Origin of the sequence: Parapedobacter koreensis, from assembly GCF_900109365.1 — a bacterium.
Lineage (GTDB): Bacteria > Bacteroidota > Bacteroidia > Sphingobacteriales > Sphingobacteriaceae > Parapedobacter > Parapedobacter koreensis.
Genome location: NZ_FNZR01000008.1, coordinates 226,973 through 248,832 on the forward strand (window position 1 = coordinate 226,973; position 21,860 = coordinate 248,832).

Consider the following 21,860-nt stretch of genomic DNA (forward strand, 5'->3'; position numbering starts at 1 on the left):
TTATGGCAAATATTATTGCAATTGTAGGACGGCCTAACGTTGGAAAATCCACGCTGTACAACCGCTTGACGGAAAGCCGCAAGGCTATCGTGGACGACTTTAGCGGCGTGACCCGTGATCGCCATTACGGGCAAGGTGAGTGGGTCGGAAAGAAATTTACCGTTGTGGATACCGGCGGGTATGTACATGGATCCGAAGACGTGTTCGAGTCGGCCATACGGGAGCAGGTACTTATTGCCATAGAGGAGGCGTCTGTCATCCTGTTTATGGTGGATGTGACCACCGGCATTACGGACTTGGATGATGCGATTGCCGACATGCTGAGACGCAGCAAGAAACCGGTATTTGTCGTGGTCAACAAGGTAGACCATCCGCTCCTGCAGCAGGAGGCAACTATCTTCTACAGCTTTGGACTGGGTGAGATTTATCCGGTTTCGTCCATCACGGGATCCGGCACCGGTGAATTGCTGGACGAAGTGGTGACACATTTTGAGCAAGAAGAGGAGGAAGAGGACGAACGCCCGAAATACACCATCGTAGGCAGGCCCAATGTGGGCAAGTCTTCTTTAATCAACGCATTGGTGGGCAAGGAGCGCAACATCGTGACACCCATCGCAGGCACCACGCGTGACTCCATACGCATCCACTACAACCAATACGGGCACGATTTTATCCTCATCGATACAGCCGGATTACGGCGCAAGACCAAGGTGAAAGAGAATATCGAGTTTTACTCCGTGATGCGTAGCATTAAGGCTCTTGAAGAATCGGATGTAGTGGTCCTCATGCTGGATGCCACAGAAGGCATCGAAGCACAGGACATCAATATTTTCCACCTGGCCGAAAAAAACCGTAAGGGGATAGTCATCTTGGTCAACAAATGGGATCTCATCGAGAAAAACCACAAGACCACCAAGGTGTTTGAGGATCTCATCCGGGAGAAAATTGCACCGTTTACGGATGTACCCATTGTTTTTACGTCGGTCACCGAAAAGCAGCGGATTTTCAAAGCCATCGAGGCGGCATCGAAGGTCTATCAAAATAAGGTGAAGAAAATATCCACCTCGAAGCTGAATGACGTGATGCTGCCCATCATCGAAAGCTACCCACCGCCAGCTACCAAGGGCAAATACATTAAAATCAAGTATGCGACGCAGATAATGGGCAGATCCCCGATGTTTGCCTTTTTCTGCAACCTTCCTCAATACATTAAGGAGCCTTATAGGCGCTTCGTAGAAAATAAGTTGCGCGAAAACTTCGATTTTGAGGGGGTTCCCGTGCAAGTCTATTTCCGGCAGAAATAAATTCGTATTTTCGCGGCCATGGACAACCAATTGGTGCTGTATAATACATTAACAAGGAAGAAAGAAAAATTTGAGCCGCTGCATCCGCCCTTTGTGGGGATGTATGTCTGCGGGCCTACCGTATATAGCGATGTACACCTGGGCAACTGCCGTACATTTGTCTCTTTTGACCTGATCTTCCGTTACCTGCTGCATCTCGGCTATAAAGTCCGGTATGTGCGCAATATTACCGATGCGGGCCACCTGGAAGGGGATCACGACGAGGGCGATGACAAATTTGCCAAGAAGGCCAAGCTGGAAAAGCTGGAGCCCATGGAAATCGTACAGAAATATACCTTGGGATTCCATGAAGTACTGCGGCTTTTCAATACCTTACCACCGAGCATCGAGCCTACTGCTACCGGCCATATTTCCGAGCAGATTGAGATGGTCAAAAAAATTATTGAGCAAGGCTATGCATATGAGGTGAACGGCACGGTGTACTTTGATGTGGAGAAGTATGTAAAGGAATATGACTATACCACCCTCACCAACCGCAAGCTGGATGACATGCTCAACAATACACGTGAGCTGAACGGACAGGACGAGAAGCGTGGCAGGCTTGATTTTGCGCTGTGGATCAAGGCGAAACCCGAACACATCATGCGTTGGCCTTCGCCTTGGGGGGTAGGTTTTCCGGGATGGCATATCGAGTGCTCTGCCATGAGCAGCAAATACCTCGGCGAACAATTCGATATACACGGTGGCGGGATGGATCTGGCCGCCACGCACCATACGAATGAAATCGCCCAATCGCAGGCCTGCAACCATACCCAGCCCGCTAAATACTGGATGCATACGAATATGTTGACGGTAAACGGTGCGCGGATGTCAAAATCTGCCGGCAACGGATTCCTCCCGCATGAACTGTTCAGCGGGAACCATTCGCTGCTTAGCCGCGGATACTCGCCGATGGCCGTGCGGTTTTTCATGCTGCAAGCGCATTACCGGAGTACGCTCGACTTTTCAAATGAAGCACTTGATGCTGCCGATAAGGGATTCAAGCGGCTCATGAATGCCATGGCGCTGCTACCCAAGCTGAAGGCAACAGCCAAAAAAGCGGAATTCAAGGTAGACGAGCTTCAACAGCGTTGCTATGCGGCCATGGATGATGATTTCAACAGTCCGGTGCTCATCGCTGAATTGTTTGAGGCTGTGCGCATTGTAAATAGTGTATACGACGGTAAACTGGCTATTGACGAACCGTCACTTGCTGGACTGAAAACGTTGATGCAGCATTTTGTGCATGATGTGCTGGGCCTCATCGATGACAATACCGGCTCTGATGATTTTGAGCAATTGATGGAGATGATCATTGCCCTGCGGAACGGTGCCAAACAGAATAAAGATTATGCAACCTCGGATCGAATCCGGGAGGGGCTCAGTGCCATCGGCATCCAGCTTAAAGATAGCAAAGAAGGTACACTTTGGAATAAGATTTGATATCAGTCCACCATTGATGAAGTATATTGTCCGATTAAGTATCCTTATTTTCTTCCTGACCATCGTTTCCTTCCATACCTATGCACAGGTATTGGGCAAAGTGGGTAGCCTGTTGTCGGCAGATCGCGCGGCCGCGCGGCTGTCAGCCACGGAGAGCCCGCATGCCGCGCTGTTGTCTATCGTAGATCGCAACTCCATTTTCTTTACCCCTGCACCTACACCGGCACAGGAGTACCTGAATAATCGACCGAATATTCCTGACGTGCTGACGTGGAAACCTACCTTTGCTGCCGTAGCCAAGAGCATGGAATGGGGGGTGACTGCGGGATCGATGACATTCCAGCGGGTAGGCGCTATACAACGGTATGGGGAATACCTCGCCGTATGGCGCCGCGACCGTAAAGGCAATTGGAAGATTGACCTTCGTGCACAGGTGGAGCACCATGGCGGGAGTACCGAACCCGAACTGCAGTACATCGAGCCGGATGACAAAGACTATACAAAGTTTCGTACCAAAGAGCGGATACAGCAACGGAAGGAAATCGTCAGCAGCAATGACCAGCTGCTTTCCGCCGTACTGAAATCAAATGCGGGTGTTGCCTACGAGGAATTTTTAGCAGACGACGCCCGGTTTTATTTTCCTTGGAAAACACCGATTGTGGGAAAAAGTGACATTATTGCCTTTGCGAAGAAGCAGGATTTGGCGATACAGGCGGAGTCCTTGGTTTCCAGCCGTTCGTATAGCGGCGAGCTTGCTTATTCGTACGGTAGGGCTACGGTAGCGACAGCCGATGGGCAGTTCAAATGCAATTATGTGCGCATTTGGCAGCTACAGCCAGATTTCCAATGGCGTGTCATCATTGAAATGCTGTTTGAGTCTTAGATTCAAGCGGTTGCTCTTACCTCATTGTTGGGCTACCGCTTCTCCACCGCTATCCTTCAGCCAGATTTTCAGATCATCGCAGTCGTAGTATGCATCATTGATGTTGATGAAGGTCACTTTCCGGCGGCCTTCAAACCACTCGCTGAGCTTGCGGTTGATTTTGTCATCAAGGGCGGCTTCCTTGATCTTGGCGAAATCCTGTTCAAGGTTTGCCTGGTGCGGTGCGGTGCGCGATTTGAGGTAGGTAAACCGGTAACCGGTTTTGTTCGTTTGATCCGTAAACGATGCGGGCCTTGAATATTGGCCGGGCTGCAAGGTGTCTATGGCTGTAAAAACGGACGCATCGAGCTTGTCTGCCGGGATCAAGGTCGTCCGGCTTTGCTGATTTTCCATATTCAGCAGCATGCCGCCATTGTACTTGGTTTCCTTATTGTCGGAATACAGCGTAGCGGCCGTATAAAAGTCAAGCTTTTTGGCTGCTACGTTTTCATAAATACTGTCAATGTGTTTTTTTGCCCGATCCAAGCTGGCTTGGGTCGGTTTGATTTGGATGAGTATATGCCGTACCCGCGCTTCCTCACCCCGCCGTTCGAGCACCTCCAGGAAGTGGAAGCCATGCTCGGACTCGAATACCTGGGAAAGTTCGCCGGGCTTGAGCCGGAAGGCGACGGCAGAAAATTCCTTGACATACCGATCACGCGTGCTGAATCCGAGATCGCCGCCATATGGGGCCGAACCGCCGTCCTGCGAATAAAGGCGCGCTATGGTGGCAAAGTCGGCACCGTCAGCAATTTGCTTGCGCAATTCTTCGGCACGGTCGCGGTATTGCTGTTTTTCTTCACGGGTGAGCTGCGGGTATACCACCAACTCGCCTACTTCCACTTCGGTATTGAAATAGGGGAGGCTGTCTTTCTCCAGCGATTCAAAATAACGTTTGACCTCCAGTGGGGTCACATCGATGCCGGACACAATGTTTTGCTGCATCTTATTGGCCTTCAGCTGCTCGTATACGCTGGGCCGCATCTCCTCTTTGTATTGGAGCAGGGAGCGATTGAGGAAGCGCTCAAGCCGTTCCTGCCCACCAGCCTGGCTCGACATGTAGCGCAGGCGTGAATTGATGTTGTCATCCACCTCGCTTTCGCCCACATCAATGGAATCAATGGCGGCCTGCTGGGCCAGCAGCTTCTGTGTCAGCTGCTGCTGGAGGATATAGCATTTGAAATCTTCGTCGGCCTTATTGCCTTGGGCAAGGTACTGGGCATATTGCATTTCGATCTCCGATTGCAGGATGATGTTTGATCCCACCATCGCAGCGACCTTATCGATGACCTGGGCTTGCTGGGCCATGGACAAATTGGACGCACCCACTATTGCCAGAATAAGAAAAATGCAGCTATGTCTACTCATTTAGTTATATATTTCAATGTTATTTTTTTCGCGGGCATCATCCATGATGCGCCTTTGCATCTGATCAATCAAATCAATTTTGCGTTTATTCAAAATCAGGTTACGGATATTGTTTTGCACCAACGATAGCGGTGAACGGGTATCCCTGAATTTAGAATCCTGCAAAATTATCAGATATAATTCATTATTTTCAATTATTTCAAAAATTCGCCCCGTTTTGCCGTAATCGTCTTCGTTGATTTTGGCAATCGGAAATTTCCTGATCAAATCATTCACGTAGTACCATGCCGTATCGTGCAGGGCATATTGCGACGCATACATCGCACAATATTTTTCCAGGAGATCCTGCTCTTCGAAATCTGTGGATTGAAACAACCGTTTTACCCTATCCAGTTCGGGCGCATCCCTTTTTAGCCGGATATAAGAAGTCTTAAGGATAGGCTGCTTGAGGGTGAATAGCTCCTCCCGCGAGTCATAATATGCACTTATTTCTTCATCGGAGACCAATGTGTCCAATTTTTGGTTGATCAATGCCTGCTCATATTCATAGACAATGAGGCCATTTTGGTATTCTTCCACTTGCCTTTGGAGGCGCTCCGTATTCATGCTCACATTTCGCTGTGCATGGTGCAGCAAAGCTTGCTGGCGTGTCCATTGCTCGATATATGCCCGCACAAGCTGGATGCTGTCATCACCGGTGACCCCATTGGGCACCACACCTTGCAGATCTTCCGGGAAGAGGTATTGGTCAAACGACCGCGCTACGGGTACCGGTTTTCCGCGCTGGCAAGACACAAATAACGACGTAAGGAGGATGATTACCAATATGTATACCCTAATCATTAGTTTTTCTGTGCTTGCCCAAAACCAACCTGCTTGTTTTCAAAAGGCTAAAATACGTATTTGTGGCCAATGTGGCATGGATTTAACCAATTTTAACACATTTTATATAACACGATTAAATATTAAATTTTAATGATTACCTTTGGCTTAACCAATTATAAAACCATGTCGATGAAACCAGCGGAACTAAAGGCTTTGGTTGACGAAATGGCCGCCTCGAATTCGGAAAGTGCTTATAGGCAGGTGTTTGACCAGCTATTCCTTCCCATCCGGAAGTTTTCATACGGCATTGTCAAATCCTGGGAAGCGGCCGAAGAAATAGCGAGCGACGTACTCTTTATGCTTTGGCAGCAACGCGAACGGCTCGCGGAGGTAAACAATATCCAGTATTATGCCTATGTAGCAGCCCGCAATCAGGCATTGAACCTACTTAAAAGGCAAATCGGCAGGGAAATCATCTCGCTGAATGACGTGGAAGTAGATATCCGGCTCGTTGCCTTGTCACCCGAAGCGATTTTTCTACAGGGCGAATTGCGGGATAAGCTGGAGGGGGCCATCGCGTCGTTGCCCAAGCAGTGCAAGCTGGTGTTCAAATTGATAAAAGAAGATGGATTCTCCTATAAAGAAGTGGCCGACATGCTCGGCGTTTCTCCCAAAACCGTAGATGCCCATTTGGTGAATGCCATGAAGAAATTAGCCACGATCCTGAAAGCCGAGTTTAAACTGGCTTAAAATAATTGGTACAATCCCATACATTTTTACCACATTAATAATATTTTTGCGAAGCTGGTATTGGCAGTGCCAACGATAGCATTCCTTAGAAAACTTATAAAATCAAATAATTATGGTCGACAAGAGCATCAATCGTAAACTCAGGATGGGTATGGTAGGCGGGGGGCAAGGCGCCTTCATCGGCGAAGTACACCGCATAGCGGCACAATTGGACAATCAAATCGAGCTGGTCTGCGGGGCGTTCAGTTCGGATGCGGAAAAGTCCAAGACAAGCGGGGAATCGCTTTTCCTGCCCAGCAATCGCGTGTATGGGAGTTACCAAGAGATGATTGAGCAAGAAAAGCAATTACCCGAAGGCGAACGCATGGATTTCGTGAGTATCGTCACCCCCAACCATGTCCATTTCGGGCCGGCAATGCTGGCGTTGGAGCATGGATTCCATGTGGTATTGGACAAGCCCATGACGTTTGATCTGGCTGAAGCCAAGCAGCTCAAGGAGAAGGTGGACGAAACCGGGCTGCTATTTTTGCTCACGCATACGTACGTGGGCTACCCGATGGTACGGCAGGCTCGGAAGTTGGTGCGCGACGGTGCATTGGGAAAGATCCGCAAGATCTATGTGGAGTATCCACAAGGCTGGCTGAGCCGGGAGCAGGACGACAGCAACAAACAGGCGTCATGGCGTACGGACCCTGCGAAATCAGGCAAGGCCGGTTGCATGGGCGACATCGGTACGCACGCGTTGCACCTCGCTGAGTTTATCTCGGGCCTGCGGACTACCCACCTTTGCGCCGCACTGTACACCTACGTGGAGGGACGCAAGCTGGAAGACGACGGCAATGTACTGTTGCGCTTCGAAGGTGGAGCGAGTGGCGTGCTGATTGCATCGCAGGTGGCCGCAGGCGAGGAAAACGCCTTGAAAATCCGCGTCTATGGAGAAAACGGTGGCTTGGAATGGCACCAACAGGAACCCAATACCTTGCTGGTGAAATGGCTTGATCAGCCCACGCAGATCTACCGGTCGAACAACGGCGGGTGGATTTCGGCAGAAGCGGCGTCGCTGTGCCGGACACCGGCAGGACATCCGGAAGGCTATCTGGAAGCGTTTGCCAACCTGTATAAAATCTTTGGCGGCGCATTGCGCGCTAAGCTGGGGGGCGGGCAGCCCGAAGCTGGTGGGCACGACTTCCCTTCCGTGGAGGATGGCGTGCGCGGGATGGCTTTCCTGGACAATGTCGTCCGCAGCAATGAAAGCAATGAGAAATGGACACCCTTTACGGTCTAATGATTATTTTATTTTAATGACATAACCATGCAAACAATAAAAGGACCAGGCATCTTCCTGGCGCAATTTTTAGGCGATCAACCGCCATTCGACACATTTGAGTCCATCTGCCGGTGGGCCAAAGATTTGGGATTTAAAGGGATACAAATCCCTACATGGGCAACCTCCTATTTTGACCTCCAGCAAGCGGCGGAGAGCAAGACCTACGCCGACGAAATCAAGGGGCTCGCGAATGAAATCGGGCTGGAAATCACCGAGCTATCCACGCACCTGCAGGGCCAGCTGGTGGCCGTACACCCGGCCTATGACCAATTGTTCGACGGCTTTGCCCCTGCGGCATATCACAACAACCCGAAGGCACGGACGGAATGGGCTGTACAGCAACTGAAATATGCCGCCAAAGCTTCGGCCAACCTGGGATTGAACGCACATGCCACGTTCAGCGGTGCCCTGTTGTGGCATACCGTCTATCCGTGGCCGCAGCGCCCACAAGGGTTGGTAGACACAGGCTTTACGGAACTGGCCAAGCGCTGGCGCCCGATACTGGATGTGTTTGACGAAAACGGCGTGGATGTATGCTACGAGATCCACCCCGGCGAGGACCTGCACGATGGCGTCAGCTATGAACGTTTCCTGGAGAAGGTAGACAACCACCCGCGGGCATGCCTGCTGTATGACCCATCGCATTTCGTATTACAGTGCCTGGATTACCTGGCTTATATCGATTATTACCACGAGCGTATCCGGATGTTCCATGTGAAGGATGCTGAGTTTAATCCTACAGGCAAGCAGGGCGTCTATGGCGGCTACTCCGGCTGGGTAGAACGTGCAGGCCGTTTCCGTTCGCTGGGCGATGGGCAGGTGGATTTCGGAGCGGTATTCAGCAAGCTCACGGCCTATGACTTCAAGGGCTGGGCGGTGATGGAATGGGAGTGCGCGCTGAAGCATCCGGAAGATGGGGCCCGCGAAGGCGCGGTATTCATCAAGGATCACATCATCCGCGTCACGGAGAAGACCTTCGATGATTTTGCAGGCGGAAAGGCAGACGAAGCCAGCAACAGGCGGCTACTGGGGCTTGATTAGCCACCACCCTAACTAACGGGCCAGTGGGGCGCAACGTTTGAATTCGAGCGTTGCACCACTGGCCTTTTATCACCGATCACCCACCACTAATCACCCCCCGTAAAAAAAATTCATTTCCCATTAGGGAGATTCCTGAAAATTATTGTCTATACGATCAAAGACTACAGTTATAAACCAATAAAGTCTTTTCGATTTTTATGGATGGTAAGCGAATCATCGTGTTGTTGGCACGTAGGGCAGCTGGCGAAATCAGCGTTAGTGAGTCAGCGGAATTGGATAATTTGTTGGCAAATCATCCAGACACCGTATACTATGAGGAATTTGTCCAGGAACTGTGGAAAGCGCCCGAACAGGAAACAGACGTCGAACAGTTTTTCGATTGGCATAAGCAACGGCACGGCAAAGCCTTATTTTTTGAAGAAGAAGAGGCTGTGGCCCAGCCGCTATCCGGTACCTCAACAGGAGCGTTCTGGAGACGCCTCGGCAGGCAACAGCTGGTGCTTTATGCGCTGGTGCTGGTGATAGGTGCCACAGGCCTTTGGTTATTCATCGGCAACAAGGCTGAGGTACTGCCCGATAGGATAGAAATCGTGGCTGAAAAAGGCGTGCGCAAGCAATTTCAATTGCCGGATGGCACGAAGGTGTGGCTCAATGCAGACAGCAGGCTATGGTACGACAGCAAGATGCAGACCAACGGGACAAGGGCCGTGGAGCTACAAGGGGAGGGTTATTTCGATGTCGAAAAAGATAGTAAACGGCCATTTATCATCTCCACGGAAAAGATTTCCATCCGGGTGTTGGGTACGGCGTTCAACGTGAAAGCCTATCCGGATGACGATAAAACGGAGACCACGCTTATCCGGGGATCGATAGAACTGTCCGTCAATGATCGGCCGCATGAAAAAATCGTGATGAAGCCCAATGAGAAAGTCGCCATTTCCAACTATACGCCAGTTGATAACCCGGATGACGGCGACCAGAAGAGCGCCCTTACGCTGACTATCGGAAGCCTCTCCAAAGTGCAGGTGGCTGATGGGGAATATATCCAGGAAACTTCTTGGGTGGACGATAAACTGGTGTTTAGAAACGAAACCTTAGCGGAGCTGGTACCGAAGATTGAGCGGTGGTACAATGTCAATGTCAACGTGACCAATCCCAATGTGATGGCTTACCGGTATACCTCTACCATCACCGAGGAAGATGACATCCACCAATTATTGGAAGCCTTGCAATTCATTCATTCGTTTAACTATAAAATTGAAAACCATGACGTGACGATTTATTAAAAAAAATGAGAAGTGCGCCAACACTTCTCATCCAAACCTTCAATGAGCAGCAGCCACTGCTCGGGTCAGATTTTTTAACGATAAAAGCCAAAATTATGAAAAAAAAGGAACTAAGCAAAAGAGTTCTTTATCATCATTTCTTTGTCCAATTAAAACCAATTTTCGCTCGCTTGAACTACACGGTCCTTTTGACGCTGATGCTGACGTTGAACGTCGCAGCCAAGACGTACTCCCAAGGCGAGAAAATCGATTTGGTTGTACAGGATGCTAAATTGAAGACGGTATTTCCCTTGTTGGAACAAAAGGGAAAAATCCGGCTGATGTACAGCGAAGATAGCCGTGCATTGGATAAACTCGTGAGCATTAAAGTGCGGAATACTCCCGTACTGGAAGTACTCGAAATGCTGCTTGCAAATACCAGCTTGGAATACAGGGCATTGGATAATAACTTGGTGGTTGTGCGCAATAAAGTCGTGCAGCAAGACATCACCATCAATGGGCGGGTGACCAGCGCGGGCGGGCAGCCGCTAAGCGGTGTAAGTGTATCCGTAAAAGGGTCATCCACAGGGGGCTCAACCAATGAGGCCGGGCAATTTGTGATTGTAGCGCCGCCGAATGCGGTGTTGGTATTTTCCTATGTCGGTTACCTCCCCTTGGAAATCCCCGTCAATTCGCGCAGCACCATCAATGCCGTATTGCAGGAAGATACCAAGGAATTGGGCGAAGTGATTGTGACGGCCCTCGGTATCCGGCGTGAAAACCGGAAGCTGGGCTATTCGGCATCTGCCGTAAATACCGACCAGCTGACCGAAAGCCGCACCACCAACGTGGGCAACAGCCTCGTGGGCAAGGTGGCGGGTCTGAATGTATCCGGCATTCCCAGCGGCCCCGGTGGTTCGTCCAAAATCAGGCTGCGTGGGCAATCCTCGTTCGGTGGCAATAATTCCCCGCTGATAGTGGTCAATGGCATTCCCATCAACAATGCAGCCCAGGGCGGGGCGAATGCTTCGGGACAGGGTAATACGGGGGAGATCAATACCGATTTGGGGGATGGCCTCCAAAGCATCAGCCCCGACGATATCGAGTCGTTGACGGTATTGAAAGGCGCGGCGGCCGCCGCGCTGTACGGCTTCCGGGCAAAGGACGGTGCCATCATCATCACCACCAAATCGGGAAGCCAGCAGGAGCGGGGCATCGGCATCAGCTACGGGCTGAGCTACCAGGGCGACCAACCGTTGGACTACACGGATTTCCAGTATGAATACGGGCAGGGCGAATACGGCATCCGCAACGAGACGGTAGCCGACGTGCGGCGGACGGGCGTGTGGAGCTTCGGCCCCCGCTTTGATGGCCTGCCGGTGATGCAGCACGACGGCGTGGAACGGCCTTACCTGCCCAATGAAGATCGGGTAAAAAACTTCTACCGCACGGGCAACACGTTTACCCATACGGTGGCGATATCCGGAGCGAATGAAAAAGGGAATTTCAGGGTATCCTTTGCCAATACCGACGCCAATAGCATCGTGCCCAATTCGGATTTCGACAAGAAAATCCTCAACATGGGACTCAACTACGCGCTCACCGAAGGACTATCGGTACAGGTAAATGCCAACTATTCCAATGAGTTTAACGACAATCCCCCGGCGCTGAACCAGCAGGCGTATAACGTCAACCAAACGGTGTATACCATCGCCAATAGCGTAGACATCCGCTGGCTGGAAAATGCCTACAAAGATCCCGAGACGGGCAATGAAATCAACCCGGCCCGCTTTACCGATAGGACAAACCCCTATTGGACGATCAACGAGCGGTTCGAGACGCAGAAGCGCGACCGCTTATTCGGCAATGTGACCCTGCGGTACGATATCGCTCCATGGCTGTGGGTACAAGGGCGCGTGGGCCAGGACTTCTTCACCAATGTGCGGCATGCCAATAGGCCTACCGGCACGGCGATGCTACCCGTGGCACCCAGCGGATTCAACGGTAATTATTTCCAGAATACCGGCACATTCCGCGAACGCAACGTCGACTTCCTGCTGGGTGTAAACCATACCATGGGCGTCTTTGGTGTGGATGCCACCTTCGGTGCCAACTCCATGGATCAGAAATCCGAGCGGATGGGTACCTCGGTGACCAACTTTTTTATCCGCGACCTGTATACCGTAGACAATGGCCAGATTAAAAACCCCAATTATTCCTTCTGGCATAAACGCGTCAATTCAGTGTTCGGTACGGTGGACTTTTCCCTCGGCGAATACCTGTACCTGAACCTGACCGGACGGAACGATTGGTTTTCCACGCTGAACCCCCAATCCAACAGCGCGTTCTACCCATCGGTGAGCACCAGTTTCGTATTTAGCCAGCTTTTCCAATCGCTGCCTGAATGGTTTGGCTTCGGCAAGCTGCGCGCATCCTATGCCGAAGTGGGCGGGGATACCGATCCCTATACCAACACGCTGTATTACAACATCGAAAACAACCAGTTCAATGGCGTGCCGCTGGGTATCATCACATCGGCCATCAGCCCGAACGCCAACTTGCGGCCACTGACGGTCAAGGAGACGGAAATCGGGATTGATTTCAAGCTGTTTGACAACCGGCTGTCCGTGGATGCCGCGGTATACAATAAGCTCACCGAAGATGAAATCCTGAACGTGGATATTTCCAACGCATCCGGCTACAGCCAGACCTTGGTCAACGTGGGCAGGCTGCGTAACCGTGGGGTTGAGGTATTGCTGAATATCGTGCCCATCCGGAATGAGCATTTCCAATGGGAAACCGCATTTAACTATGCGCTGAATAAAAGCAAGGTGCTGCAATTGGCAGACAACCAGCAGCGGTTTGACGTCGGTACCGGCGAATACATCGGCATTGTATCCCATGAAGTGGGATCGCCCATGGCTTCCCTGCGGGGCGTAGATTACCTGCGCAATGATCAGGGAGAAATCATCACGTCAAACGGCCTGTTCCTGCCGGGCAGCCTGGTGACGTACGGAAGTGCTATCCCCCCGCATACGGGCGGCTGGCTCAATACGGTGACCTATAAAGGCATCAAGTTTTTTGCCCAAGTAGATTTCAAAGCAGGGCACAAGATGATTTCCAACTCCAACTTCAACTTGATGAGGCATGGGCTACATCAAGGTAGCTTGGTGGGGAGGGAAAACGGAGTCGTCTTCCCCGGCGTGAATACCGATGGGACAGCCAACAGTACGGCCGTGGAAGCCGAGTTGTTTTACAGCCAATACCGTTCGGCCAACGTAGCCACCCCATTTGTCTACGATGCCGGTTTTATCCGGTGCCGGACACTTTCGGTGGGCTATGATTTTTCAAGGTTCTTTGGCAAGACGTTCGTCAGGGGAGTCAATATGAATCTCTTTGTCAACAATCCATTTATCATCCGGAAATCCATTGACAACCTGGATCCCGAGGTGCAATATTCGGCGTCGGATCTGCGGTCGGGCCTCGAAACGCATGCCCTGCCGACAACCCGGACGTATGGCCTGAATTTAAACGTTAACTTTTAGCAACAAACCAGACATGAAACGAAATCTATTAATCGCCACAATGCTGATGCTGGTGTTTGCAATGAACAGTTGCGACAAGAATTTCGAGGACATCAACATCAATCCATCGCTGGCCAACGACCTGAATCCGGTCTATTTATTTTCAAATGCCCAGCGGCTTTCGGCCATTCCGTCTTACCATTACCAAGGGGAGATTGTCCAGCAAATTAACACGCCGTATGGTGGTATACTTGCTGCTGGTAACCGCAACATCATCAACGATCAGCACGCCAATGCGGCGTTCAACACGTTGTTTAACGAGTCTATCCGGTACCTGATTGAGGTCATCAACAAGACGCAGGACAACCCGGACGAAAGCAACCTGCACAACATGGCGCGGATATGGAAAGCCTACTGTTTCCAAATATTAGTCGATACGTATGGCGATGTGCCGTACAGCGAAGCGGGACAGGGGTACATCAGCGGGATTTTCCTGCCCAAGTACGACCTGTCGGAGACGATATACGACGCCATCATCCAGGAATATACCGATGCCACCAATGCATTGGATGCCAGTAAGGCTTCCATCGGTACGGCCGACTTGTTTTACGGCGGAGACATTGCCAAGTGGAAACGCCTGGGCAATTCCCTGCTGCTGCGAGCGGGGATGCGCTATACCAAGATAGACGAAAGCAGGGCACGCACACTGGTCGCTCAGGCGGTAGACCCCGCCCGTGGCGGAGTGCTGCTCTCCAATGACGACAATGCGCTCATCCAGTTCAACGCCACCTATACCAACGCCACCTCGAATGCGTTGCTCGGCGGCGAACGCGCGAATTATTACATCGGGGCGGCGTTTGTCGATTTTCTCAAAACCCACAATGACCCACGGCTGCGGTATATCGCCGTCAAGTACGAAAACCCTTCCAATCCGCTGGCCACGGCAGGCAGTGCCAACACCAATCCAGCTGATCAGCAGGGGATGCCCTATGGGTATGACGAAAGCTCCATCGAAGATGCCCCCGGTTTCCCGGGCAAGATAGGTTCGGCATTCCAGTATTCCCAGTTCAACCGGGCTACCGTGATGCGCATCGACGCCCCGGAGTACCTGGTCAGTTATTCACAAACACAATTGCTGCTGGCCGAGGCACGTTACCGGGGATTCATCACCACCGGTACGGCGGCCGAATATTATGAAAGCGCTATCGTAGCCCACATGGAGCAGGCCAATACCTACGGGAGCATGCCCGCCATATCCGCCTCGGAGAAGACGGACTATTTGAGCGGGGCGGGCGTAGCCTTTGATGAGGCCAATGCGCTGCAGCAGATCAATGAGCAGTATTGGGTGAGCTCTTTCCGGAACTGGTCGGAAGGCTGGGCCAATTTCCGCCGGAGTGGCTATCCGCAGTTGTCGCCGATCAATTTCCCCTCGCAGGATCCGTCGGTCGCTGCAGGCGGTGGGTTTATCCGGCGCTTGGTATATCCCCTGCGTGAAGTCTCCGTCAACAGCGCCAACGTAAGCGAGGCCGCCAGCCGCATGGGGGGTGACAATTTGGGTGTACCAGTATTTTGGGATCGGTAAAACGGTGGGAGAATGCAGTTTTTGAACCACAAACAGATTATGCCATTAAATATTTATGCTAATGAAAACGACCATTTTCTATTTCTTGTTGCTCTTTTCGGCCATCACGGTTTTCGGCCAGGAGGTATCGCCATCCCGTGAAACGATCATCGGCCTCACGCCTCTGTGGAAAGGCGAGCGGTTTCCCGATGGCCGCCCCAAAGTGCCTGACGAACTGCTGGAACGATTAAAAAAAGTGTCCATCGAAGAAGCCTGGGGCGGGCTGCGTGCCCGGGGCTATCACAACCAGTTCGAGGCCGACTGGATGATCGTCAACCCCGATGAGGTGATGACCGGCCGGGCAGTGACGGCCCAGTACATGCCATTGCGGCCCGATGTAGACAGCACCATCCGCGCTACGGGCATCAAGGAAGGCCGAAACAGTGCCGGGGGTACCAATTCGTGGCCCATCGATGTGCTGCAAGACGGGGATGTCTACGTAGCCGACGGCTACGACAAAGTGGTGGATGGTACCTTGATCGGCGACATCCTGGCCAATGCCATCTATACCAATTCCAAGCGGGGCGTGGTATTCTACGGGAGCGTACGCGATTTGAAAGGGATTCGGGAAGTAGAAGGGTTCAATGGCTGGGTCAAAGGTTATGATCCCTCCTACATCCAGCAGATGATGCTTACATCGATTAACCTGCCTATCCGCGTCGGCCGGGCCACGGTGATGCCCGGAGATGCCGTGCTGGCCAACCAGTACGGGACGATTTTCATCCCTGCTCACCTGCTCCATGACATTGTCCTCGGTGCAGAGTTCATCATGCTGCGCGACGAATTCGGGAAGCAGCGCATCAAGGAGAAGAAGTATACCGCCGGTGATGTAGACAGCCGATGGACGGCCCCCATCCGGGAAGACTTCCTGGAATGGCTGCGAGCAAAAAAAGACCTCCCCATGAGCCGGGAAGAACTGGATAATTACATGAAACAGCGCAATTGGTAGACAACTAACTTTATCATTAAACATACGATAATCGACAGCAACGATGAAAACCATCATACAACAACTGAAAGCACAAAGCAGGAAAGCAGAACAACAACAACGCGCGGAAATGCAGGCCGAGCTGGCCAACCCGGCCACCTCCTCTGCGCGGCGTGATTTTTTGAAAAAAGCAGCATTCGGCGGCCTGGCATTGGGTGGGTTTATGAACCTGTCCATTGAAGACACGCTGGCACATACCACCTCGAAGGTCAATCGGCGGTCGGCCCCCTCTGATTTAAAAATCACGGACATGCGCTATTGCGTTACCCGCGTGCTGGGCCGTACGGCCATCATCCGCATCGATACCAACCAGGGTATCTACGGGTTGGGCGAGGTGCGCGATGGGGCTGATGAGCGCTACGCCCTGTTCCTGAAAAGCCGCATCATCGGCGAAAACCCCTGCAACGTGGAGAAAATATTCAAGATGCTCCGGCAGTACGGCGGACCAGCACGCCAGGCCGGTGGGGTCTGCGCCGTGGAAATGGCCCTGTGGGACATCTGCGGCAAGGCATACGGTGTGCCCGCCTGGCAACTGCTCGGCGGCATGTACCGCGATAAAATCAGGCTCTACGCCGACACACCGGAAGGCGGATCGCCCGAAGAACAGAAAAAACGGATTGCCTACCGGGTAAACGATCAGGGGTATACCTGGCTGAAGATGGACGTCTCCATCGGGGAAGTGCTGGATGTGCCGGATGCCGTGGTGAATGCCGACTTCTGGAAAAACGAACAGGGCCGTCTGGCCCAGTGGGGCAACTATGGCTACATGTCTTATGCCAACCGGATGCATCCGTTTACCCAAATCCAGATCACGGACAAAGGGCTGGAACACCTGGAGCAGATTGTGGCCAATATCCGGAGCCTCACGGGCTATGAGGTGCCGATCTCGACCGATCACTACGGCCACTTCGATCTGAACAACGGCATACGCCTGGGCCGTGCACTGGAAAAATACCGGCTGGCCTGGCTGGAAGACATGGTGCCCTGGCAGTATACCGAGCAGTGGAAGACCATCACAGCAGCACTGGAAACACCCACCATCACGGGCGAGGACATCTATTTGCTGAAGGATTTCAAACCGCTTATCCATGAGCGTGCGGTAGACATCATCCATCCGGATTTGTCGTCATCGGGCGGGCTGCTGGAGACCAAGCGTATCGGCGACTACGCCGAAGAGTTCGGCATCGCCATGGCCATGCACCAGGCAGGCACGCCCGTATCCTTCATGGCCAACGTGCATTGCGCAGCAGCCACGGAGAACTTCCTTGCCCTTGAGCACCACTCCGTAGATCTGCCCTGGTGGGAAGATTTGGTGGTCACCACCGACGGGCGCAAGCTCATCGAGAAAGGATACGCCAATGTGCCGCTTACCGCTCCGGGGCTGGGTATTGAGTTGAACGATGACGTCGTGAAGAAATACCTCATCGACAAGGATAAGAGCTACTTTGAGCCCACCCCGCAATGGGACGACAAGCGTTCACACGACCGGACTTGGAGTTGATTTATATTAAACTGGATATCAATGCGTAATCTATTTATGCTTATCACGTGTATGATGATGGTAGCAGGATGCAATGAAAACGAACACGGGCCAAACGATGTAGCAGACGTGGAAGCCGCCGTGGAATTATTCCGGCAGACCATGGTCGCCCCCGACGAATCCGTGTTTTACAAACTGACGTCGCCCGAGCTGACCTACGGGCATTCCAATGGGCTGATAGAAGACCGGGAAACCTGCATAGCTTCGATGGTGACGGGCAAATACAAGTTCCTGAGCCTGGAGCTGTCCGAACAGACGGTAGCCCTTTCGGGCAATACAGCGATTGTGCGGCACCGTTTTTTTGCCCACACCCACGATGAAGGAAAAGAACCCGGCACGGTGACCCTGCACGTGTTGCAGGTATGGCAGCAAGGTGACGAAGGCTGGCAGTTGCTTGCCCGCCAGGCGGTGAAAATATAATGGGGGCATCATGGAGAGACAATTAGCCAAGTCGCGGTGGTACCGCATCATTCCCATCGTTTTCATCACGTATAGCCTCGCCTACCTGGACCGGGCCAACTTCGGCTTTGCCGCCGCAGGCGGCATGGCCCGTGATTTGGACATCACGCCGGGCATGTCGTCGTTATTGGGATCGCTCTTCTTCCTGGGGTATTTCTTTTTCCAGATACCCGGTGCCCACTATGCTGCGCATAAAAGCGCCAAGCGGCTGATATTCTGGTCGCTGGTGCTTTGGGGCGGATTGGCTACGGCCACGGGGATGGTGAGCAGTGTCGGGTGGCTCGTCGTCATCCGGTTCATGCTGGGCGTGGTGGAAAGTGCGGTGATGCCCGCCATGCTTATCCTGCTCAGCCAATGGTTTACCAAAGCCGAGCGGTCGCGGGCCAATACCTTTTTGATACTGGGCAATCCGGCCACGGTGCTCTGGATGTCGGTACTTTCCGGATACCTCATTGATGCCTTGGGCTGGCGCTGGATGTTTATCATCCAAGGGGCGCCGGCCATCCTGTGGGCTTTCATCTGGTGGAAGGTGGTAGACGAGCGGCCCAAGGAGGCAGGCTGGTTGAGCGGAGCGGAGAAGTCAGCCATTGAGGCTCAGTTGGAAGCAGAGCAGCGGGAGATCAAGCCCGTGAAAAACTATGCCCAGGCCTTCCGGTCGCGGGCCGTTATCCTCCTGTGCCTGCAATACCTGCTGTGGAGCCTGGGCCTGTACGGCTTTGTGATGTGGCTGCCATCGATCATCAATGCCGCACCCGATATGGACATCGTGACTACTGGCTGGCTGGCGGCCGTACCGTACCTGCTGGCGATCATCGGTATGCTCGGCGCTTCCTATTTTTCGGATAAAACACTCAATCGGAAAATCTTCATCTGGCCATTCCTGCTGCTGGGCGCACTGGCGCTGTATGGCTCCTACCTCGTAGGCTCCGACCATTTCTGGTGGTCGTTCATCCTGCTTGTAGTGGCTGGCGGCGCCATGTACGCACCATACGGGCCGTTCTTTGCCGTCATCACGGAAGTCTTGCCCAAGAATGTGGCCGGAGGAGCCCTAGGGCTTATCAACAGCATGGGAGCGCTCGGGTCATTTGTCGGCGCGTATATCGTCGGTTACCTGAATGGTTCCACCGGCGGCTTCGGCGCTTCGTATCTCCTGATGGCATTTGCCTTGCTGGCTTCTGCCGTGCTTACCATCGTTGTAGTGAAGTCGCCCCAGCGGAAGCGACCCCAACCCGTACCGGTTTTATGAGGCGGTTGGTTTTGCCATACGGCTTGGTGGTTGTACTTGCCGGGATTGCTGCGGCATGCGCACCGCCTATCGAAAAACGTAACGACCGTACCGGCGCGGACTGGCCGGCATACGGGGGCAACAACGGGGGCAACCGCTATTCGCCGCTTATCCAGATCGATACCGGCAATGTGCATCGGCTGGAGGTAGCTTGGACGTACCATACGGGTGAGAATGCCGATCCGGCGGAGCGGGGTTATGAAATCCAGTGCCAACCCATCATCGTCGATGGCATCCTGTACGGCACCACACCGCAATTGAAAGCCTTTGCCGTGAAGGCCGATACGGGCGAAGAACTGTGGAAATTCGATCCATTCAGTGACATGGACCCGCGGTACCATGTAAACCGTGGAGTCGCCTATTGGCGCAAGGGCGATGACCAGCGGATTTTCTACACAGCGGGGCCGTTTCTGTTTGCGCTGGATGCCCGTACCGGCCAATTGATTCCGGACTTTGGCGACGGCGGAAAGGTGAGTCTATACGTCGGGTTGGACAACAACCTCGACCACGACATCAGCAACCTGATGGTCACGGCCAGCACTCCGGGTATCGTCTATCAGGACGTGCTGATCATGGGATCGCGCGTGTCGGAGTTTGGCGATGCCGCCCCGGGACATGTCCGGGCATTTGACGTGCATACGGGAGCATTGCGGTGGATGTTTCACACCATTCCCCAGCCCGGTGAATACGGCTACGACACCTGGCCCGAGGACGCCTACAAATACATGGGCGGGGCCAACAACTGGTCGGGCATGACCTTGGACAGCAAGCGGGGCGTCGTGTACCTCGGCACCGGCTCGCCATCCACCGATTTTTATGGCGGGGGCAGGCACGGCCAAAACTTGTTCGGCAACTGCATCCTGGCGCTGGATGCACTTACCGGAGCGCGGAAATGGCATTTCCAGACCATCCACCACGACCTGTGGGATCGGGATATCCCCAATCCGCCCAACCTCATCCAAGTACGGCATCAAGGAAAACTCATCGATGCCGTAGCGCAGGCCACCAAAGACGGCCTCATCTATGTGCTGGACCGCGATACCGGCGAGCCGCTGTTTCCCGTAGAGGAGCGCCCCGTACCGCTGGAGGGTGCTGTGCCCGGCGAAGCGCCGTGGCCCACGCAGCCCTACCCCGTGAAGCCCGCGCCGTTTGCCCGCCAATACTTTACCGAAGCGGATATCAACGACCTGGATTCCGTGTCGTATCACCATGTCCGAAAGCGCTTCTTGGAAACGCGTTCCGGCAATAAGTTTATCCCGCCCAGCATTGAAGGCACATTGGTCTTCCACATCGGCGGCGGTGCGGAGTGGGGCGGTACGGCAGCAGACCCGGAGGGGGTCTTCTACGTCAATTCCAACGAGATGCCGTGGGACTTGCGCATGATGGACTTGCAGACCAGCCTGCGGGAAGAGCGCCAGCGGCAGGTTTCATGGGGCGAGACCCTGTATCTGACACACTGCGCAGCATGCCATGGTGCCGATGGAAAAGGCAGCGGCGCAGCCTATCCAAGCTTGGTCGCCATCGAAAACCGGATGGAAAGGCACGAAATCGGGACGCTGCTGCTTACGGGAAAAGGCATGATGCCCGCCTTTAAGCACATCTCCGAACGGCAGCGCGCAGCCATCGTCAGTTTTCTGCTCAAGTCGGAAAAACCGGACGACCCCCACAATGACCGTCCGGACAGCGGACAGGAAGAGCGCCAGCAGGATAGCGGCAATTTCCCCTACGTAGCACCCTATGTAAACAATGGGCAGGTGCAGTTCCGCACGCCCGATGGCTATCCCGGTGTAAAGCCCCCCTGGGGTACGCTCAATGCCGTTGACCTCAATACGGGCGAATACCTGTGGCAAGTGCCATTGGGTGAATTTCCCGAACTGAAAGCCAAGGGCATACCGCCTACAGGTACGGAAAACCACGGCGGCCCCATTGTGACGGCGGGTGGGCTGCTGTTTATCGGGGCTACGCAGGACGAACTGTTCAGGGCATTTGATAAGCGCACGGGAGAAGTATTGTGGGCGTACCAGCTGCCCGCAGGAGGCTTCGCCACGCCAGCCACCTATGAGGTGAGTGGGCGGCAATACGTCGTCATCGCCGCCGGGGGCACCAAATACGGGCGCAAGTCGGGTGGGTCGTACATTGCCTTTGCCTTACCAGAGTAA

Annotated in this window: 16 protein-coding genes; 14 read left to right on the forward strand and 2 right to left on the reverse strand. The window is 53.2% G+C overall.

Annotated features, from left to right (window positions below; genetic code table 11):
* Positions 1-2: 2 nt before the first annotated feature.
* From der to BMW65_RS18465, 3 genes are read left to right on the forward strand one after another with little or no spacing between them, the layout of a single operon-like run.
* Positions 3-1,304, forward strand: a complete 1,302-nt coding sequence (der, locus tag BMW65_RS18455; protein WP_090607623.1) for a ribosome biogenesis GTPase Der — start codon at positions 3-5, stop codon at positions 1,302-1,304.
* A gap of 18 nt (positions 1,305-1,322) precedes the next feature.
* Positions 1,323-2,786: a cysteine--tRNA ligase gene (gene cysS, locus BMW65_RS18460; RefSeq protein WP_090607624.1), complete on the forward strand. Its 1,464-nt coding sequence runs from the start codon at positions 1,323-1,325 to the stop codon at positions 2,784-2,786.
* A 16-nt stretch (positions 2,787-2,802) separates the two neighbouring features.
* Complete coding sequence (locus tag BMW65_RS18465) at positions 2,803-3,669, forward strand: YybH family protein (protein WP_090607626.1); 867 nt, start codon at positions 2,803-2,805, stop codon at positions 3,667-3,669.
* 21 nt (positions 3,670-3,690) lie between these two features.
* On the opposite strand, the gene BMW65_RS18470 is transcribed toward BMW65_RS18465, so the two are convergent.
* Positions 3,691-5,016 (reverse strand): peptidylprolyl isomerase, encoded by a 1,326-nt coding sequence (locus tag BMW65_RS18470; protein WP_394332226.1) that lies wholly within the window; start codon positions 5,014-5,016, stop codon positions 3,691-3,693.
* Between the two features lie 60 nt (positions 5,017-5,076).
* Positions 5,077-5,919 (reverse strand): peptidylprolyl isomerase, encoded by an 843-nt coding sequence (locus BMW65_RS18475; RefSeq protein ID WP_090607631.1) that lies wholly within the window; start codon positions 5,917-5,919, stop codon positions 5,077-5,079.
* A gap of 171 nt (positions 5,920-6,090) precedes the next feature.
* Between BMW65_RS18475 and BMW65_RS18480 the strand changes: the two genes are divergently transcribed.
* The 11 genes from BMW65_RS18480 to BMW65_RS18530 all read left to right on the forward strand — a co-directional run bounded on the left by BMW65_RS18480 (position 6,091) and on the right by BMW65_RS18530 (position 21,860).
* On the forward strand, positions 6,091-6,651 hold the full coding sequence (locus BMW65_RS18480; protein ID WP_177181210.1) for a sigma-70 family RNA polymerase sigma factor: 561 nt from the start codon (positions 6,091-6,093) through the stop codon (positions 6,649-6,651).
* Between the two features lie 112 nt (positions 6,652-6,763).
* Positions 6,764-7,936, forward strand: coding sequence for a Gfo/Idh/MocA family protein (locus BMW65_RS18485; RefSeq protein ID WP_245747685.1), 1,173 nt, complete (start codon positions 6,764-6,766; stop codon positions 7,934-7,936).
* A 27-nt stretch (positions 7,937-7,963) separates the two neighbouring features.
* A complete protein-coding gene (locus BMW65_RS18490; RefSeq protein ID WP_090607638.1) occupies positions 7,964-9,019 on the forward strand; it encodes a sugar phosphate isomerase/epimerase family protein in 1,056 nt (351 codons plus the stop codon).
* A 197-nt stretch (positions 9,020-9,216) separates the two neighbouring features.
* A complete protein-coding gene (locus BMW65_RS18495) occupies positions 9,217-10,305 on the forward strand; it encodes a FecR family protein (RefSeq protein WP_090607640.1) in 1,089 nt (362 codons plus the stop codon).
* Positions 10,306-10,475: 170 nt separating this feature from the next.
* Positions 10,476-13,829 carry a SusC/RagA family TonB-linked outer membrane protein gene (locus tag BMW65_RS18500; protein ID WP_245747686.1) on the forward strand — a complete coding sequence of 1,118 codons (3,354 nt, stop codon included), beginning with the start codon at positions 10,476-10,478 and terminating at the stop codon, positions 13,827-13,829.
* Between the two features lie 13 nt (positions 13,830-13,842).
* Positions 13,843-15,390 (forward strand): SusD/RagB family nutrient-binding outer membrane lipoprotein, encoded by a 1,548-nt coding sequence (locus BMW65_RS18505; RefSeq protein ID WP_090607642.1) that lies wholly within the window; start codon positions 13,843-13,845, stop codon positions 15,388-15,390.
* Positions 15,391-15,451: 61 nt separating this feature from the next.
* Positions 15,452-16,378 carry an RraA family protein gene (locus tag BMW65_RS18510; protein WP_218145459.1) on the forward strand — a complete coding sequence of 309 codons (927 nt, stop codon included), beginning with the start codon at positions 15,452-15,454 and terminating at the stop codon, positions 16,376-16,378.
* Positions 16,379-16,421: 43 nt separating this feature from the next.
* A complete protein-coding gene (locus tag BMW65_RS18515; RefSeq protein WP_090607645.1) occupies positions 16,422-17,918 on the forward strand; it encodes a mandelate racemase/muconate lactonizing enzyme family protein in 1,497 nt (498 codons plus the stop codon).
* Positions 17,919-17,939: 21 nt separating this feature from the next.
* Entirely contained in the window at positions 17,940-18,377 is a 438-nt protein-coding gene (locus BMW65_RS18520) for a nuclear transport factor 2 family protein (RefSeq protein ID WP_090607647.1), read from the forward strand.
* 10 nt (positions 18,378-18,387) lie between these two features.
* Positions 18,388-19,662 carry an MFS transporter gene (locus BMW65_RS18525; protein WP_090607648.1) on the forward strand — a complete coding sequence of 425 codons (1,275 nt, stop codon included), beginning with the start codon at positions 18,388-18,390 and terminating at the stop codon, positions 19,660-19,662.
* Complete coding sequence (locus BMW65_RS18530) at positions 19,659-21,860, forward strand: outer membrane protein assembly factor BamB family protein (RefSeq protein WP_090607651.1); 2,202 nt, start codon at positions 19,659-19,661, stop codon at positions 21,858-21,860. The genes BMW65_RS18525 and BMW65_RS18530 overlap by 4 nt, the downstream gene beginning before the upstream one ends.

What these genes read in the sequence shown, in the direction of transcription:
- der (WP_090607623.1), top strand. Translation starts at nt 3, where the DNA reads ATGGCAAATATTATTGCAATTGTAGGACGGCCTAACGTTGGAAAATCC.
- cysS (WP_090607624.1), top strand. Translation starts at nt 1,323, where the DNA reads ATGGACAACCAATTGGTGCTGTATAATACATTAACAAGGAAGAAAGAA.
- BMW65_RS18465 (WP_090607626.1), top strand. Translation starts at nt 2,803, where the DNA reads ATGAAGTATATTGTCCGATTAAGTATCCTTATTTTCTTCCTGACCATC.
- BMW65_RS18470 (WP_394332226.1), bottom strand. Translation starts at nt 5,016, where the DNA reads ATGGCCCAGCAAGCCCAGGTCATCGATAAGGTCGCTGCGATGGTGGGA.
- BMW65_RS18475 (WP_090607631.1), bottom strand. Translation starts at nt 5,919, where the DNA reads ATGATTAGGGTATACATATTGGTAATCATCCTCCTTACGTCGTTATTT.
- BMW65_RS18480 (WP_177181210.1), top strand. Translation starts at nt 6,091, where the DNA reads ATGAAACCAGCGGAACTAAAGGCTTTGGTTGACGAAATGGCCGCCTCG.
- BMW65_RS18485 (WP_245747685.1), top strand. Translation starts at nt 6,764, where the DNA reads ATGGTCGACAAGAGCATCAATCGTAAACTCAGGATGGGTATGGTAGGC.
- BMW65_RS18490 (WP_090607638.1), top strand. Translation starts at nt 7,964, where the DNA reads ATGCAAACAATAAAAGGACCAGGCATCTTCCTGGCGCAATTTTTAGGC.
- BMW65_RS18495 (WP_090607640.1), top strand. Translation starts at nt 9,217, where the DNA reads ATGGATGGTAAGCGAATCATCGTGTTGTTGGCACGTAGGGCAGCTGGC.
- BMW65_RS18505 (WP_090607642.1), top strand. Translation starts at nt 13,843, where the DNA reads ATGAAACGAAATCTATTAATCGCCACAATGCTGATGCTGGTGTTTGCA.
- BMW65_RS18510 (WP_218145459.1), top strand. Translation starts at nt 15,452, where the DNA reads ATGAAAACGACCATTTTCTATTTCTTGTTGCTCTTTTCGGCCATCACG.
- BMW65_RS18515 (WP_090607645.1), top strand. Translation starts at nt 16,422, where the DNA reads ATGAAAACCATCATACAACAACTGAAAGCACAAAGCAGGAAAGCAGAA.
- BMW65_RS18520 (WP_090607647.1), top strand. Translation starts at nt 17,940, where the DNA reads ATGCGTAATCTATTTATGCTTATCACGTGTATGATGATGGTAGCAGGA.
- BMW65_RS18525 (WP_090607648.1), top strand. Translation starts at nt 18,388, where the DNA reads ATGGAGAGACAATTAGCCAAGTCGCGGTGGTACCGCATCATTCCCATC.
- BMW65_RS18530 (WP_090607651.1), top strand. Translation starts at nt 19,659, where the DNA reads ATGAGGCGGTTGGTTTTGCCATACGGCTTGGTGGTTGTACTTGCCGGG.